This is a genomic window from Trebonia sp., assembly GCF_049794275.1.
In the GTDB taxonomy this organism is placed as follows: Bacteria; Actinomycetota; Actinomycetes; order Streptosporangiales; family Streptosporangiaceae; genus Trebonia.
In genome coordinates this window covers 1-2643 of the sequence record NZ_JBARCR010000084.1, presented here as the reverse complement: position 1 = coordinate 2643, position 2643 = coordinate 1, and the positions used below count along the sequence as shown (strand labels likewise).

Below are 2643 nucleotides of genomic sequence, written 5' to 3'. Positions count from 1 at the left end.
CCTGTCGGCCGTTGACCGGCAGCTTGGCAGCAGGTTTGGCAGCAGTCGGAAAGGACTTGAAGCGTACAGGGCTCGGGTGTATCTACGGGGTATCGGTTCTCCTCCGTACTACTTAGAACTTGACACCGCTTGCAGGACGCCAGCGCCAGGAGGCGGGCATGGCCGAAGAGGTCACAGCGCGGGTCAGCCGGTACGTTAACGACGGCTCAGATCAAGACCTCCGGCGGCTCTTGCGCGGCGCCGAGCTCGTCGCGGAGCCGGCCCGCACGGCGTTCCGCAGGGCCGGTGTCCAGCAAGGGTGGAACGTGATCGACTGCGGCTGCGGCCCCCTCGGCGGGCTCGCGGTCCTGGCGGAGATGGTCGGCCCCGCCGGACGGGTCGTCGGCGTCGATCTCAGCCAGGCGACCGTCCAGCGGGCCCGGGCGGTCATGTCCGCCCTGGAGCTGGGCAACGTGGAGGTGATCGCGGGCGGCCTGCACGACCTGGATTCCGCGGCGCTGGGCGGCCCGTTCGACCTGGCCTTTACCCGGCTCTTCCTGATGCACCAGCCCGACCCGGTACGGACCCTCCGCCACATTGCAGATCTCCTTCGCCCGGGCGGCTGGCTTGTCGCGCACGAGCAGCTGCCCAGTCCGCCGCCGCGATCACACCCGAACCTGGAGGCCCTCACCGGCACTTGGGATCTGATCTATGAGGTGCTGCACCGGAATGGAGTACCGGCCAGAGTCGTCGAGGACCTGCCGCGGTCGGCGCGCCAGGCGGGCTTGGAGGTCACTGCGATGAGCGGTTTCTTCGGGGTCATAGACCCGGAGGTGATGTTCGAGCTAGACGCAGCCAGCATCGCGGCGCTGCGAGAACGCGGCATCCAGTTGGGCATCGCAGCCGAGAGGATCGATGGCCTAGTGCGAGACCTCCAGGCCGCCGCGAAGGACGGCGGGTATGAGTGGGTCACATCACCGTTCTTCCTCGACCTGGCACTGCGTAAGCCCGCAGCGAGGCAACCGCGATAGCCCGCAAGCCGGACGGATATCGAATCCGGACCATCAGCTTGGGAAGCTGAACGGTGTGAGCTTCTTACCGGCCTGGCCTGCGCTGGAAGGTCTCCGCGACTGACCGTGAAAGACCGCCCATCACCGGGGCTAATGGCACGCTAATGGCACGCCAACCATGGGGTGCGGGGTTCCCCGCGCTGGTGCAGGGAAGATCCTGCTGCGTCCGCGTAGGACAGTAGGGGGTGAAAAGCGGGGCGACCGGAGCCATACACGGGGGCACGGGGGCGCGAGCCCCCGCCTGGACCGCTCTCTAGGTGCTCGTCGTCCTGGTGCCGGTCGCCGCCGGGTTATGAGCCGACCGACGTGCGTCTCCGCTGTCTCGGGCAGTCTCTGGTCACCGCGTTGACCTCGGCCGACCTGCGGTGTGAAGTCGTCCCTGGCCTTCGGCATCTCTCCCGTCTCAGCCTGTCCCGCTGCGTCCGGTTTACGAACCGGCTTACAGAACCGGTTCTTGACCTGTGGCTTCCTGCGCTTCGACAGGCGAGACCACGTGCGCTCCGGCCTGCCTGTTCACCCCCGGTCACCGCCGGCCGCCCGCATGCCGTTGCCCGGAACGGCCGGATCCGTAAGGCTGCCTCCAGTGGCGACAGGCCACGAAGGAGGCAATATCGTGCCAGCAGCCGGAGACACGCAACGTCCGCGCCGAGTTCTCGGCAAGGGCCGGATGGAGGCATTCAGCGACGGCGTGTTCGCCATCGCCATCACGCTGCTCGTGCTGGACGTCGCGGTTCACCCGCCGGGCACACCGCTGGAGCAGGTGCTTCATGCCTGGCCCGCCTACGTGGCGTACGTCGTCAGCTTCCTGACTATCGGCGCTGCCTGGCTCGCCCACACCACATTGACCGATCGGCTCGCGCACTCAGATTCGATCTTCCTGCGGCTCAACTTGCTCCTCTTGCTGGTGGTGGCGTTCCTGCCGTTCCCGACCCGGCTCGTCGCCGGCGCCTTGCAGCACACCGACGCCGAACGCGTGGCCGTAACGTTCTACGGCCTGACCCTCCTGGCCATCCGCGTCCTGGGGTCCGGGCTGGCGGAGTATGCGCGGCGTGAGCACCTGTACTCGCCGCCCGGAGAGGGCGAGGAACCGCCGGGCGAACAGCGAAGACTTCTGCCCGTGGTCACCGGGTACGTGATCGCGATCATCATCGGGTTGCTCCTGCCGGGAGTGGCGGTGGCATTGTATTTCGGCATCGCGATATACCTGGTTGTGCCGTTCCGGGAGGTCGCACGGCTGCTATTCCGGCGTTCATAGGGCCTGCCCGCTCTCAGAGAGACCCCTGACCTGCGGCTACGGTGTCGCGCTCGCAAAGACTCCAACCCCCAACCTTCTGATCCGTGGGAGTGGGCGGGTTGTCGAGAATCGTCCACGGACCAGGCGGTCGAAGACGTAGCTGCAGAACTGATCACCGGACCGGCGTCCGGATGCGTGCGATGCCAAACGGCTTCGAAGCCCGGTGAGCTTGGTAGATGCTGGCCCGTTGGTGTCTGCGCTGGGGCCTACCGCCCTCCCTCCCATCCCCACGTAGATGAGCTCATCACCACCCCACACGGTGTATACGCCGATCCGGCCGTTGGGGACCTCCGGGTTGGG

2 protein-coding genes are annotated in these 2643 nt (G+C 67.0%); both read left to right on the top strand.

Annotated elements, in window-relative coordinates:
- The first annotated feature begins 158 nt into the window (after nt 1-158).
- Nucleotides 159-1010: a class I SAM-dependent methyltransferase gene (locus WA805_RS02245; RefSeq protein WP_425241529.1), complete on the top strand. Its 852-nt coding sequence runs from the start codon at nt 159-161 to the stop codon at nt 1008-1010.
- Between the two features lie 652 nt (nt 1011-1662).
- Nucleotides 1663-2304: a TMEM175 family protein gene (locus WA805_RS02240; protein ID WP_422288484.1), complete on the top strand. Its 642-nt coding sequence runs from the start codon at nt 1663-1665 to the stop codon at nt 2302-2304.
- The last annotated feature ends 339 nt before the right edge of the window (nt 2305-2643 follow it).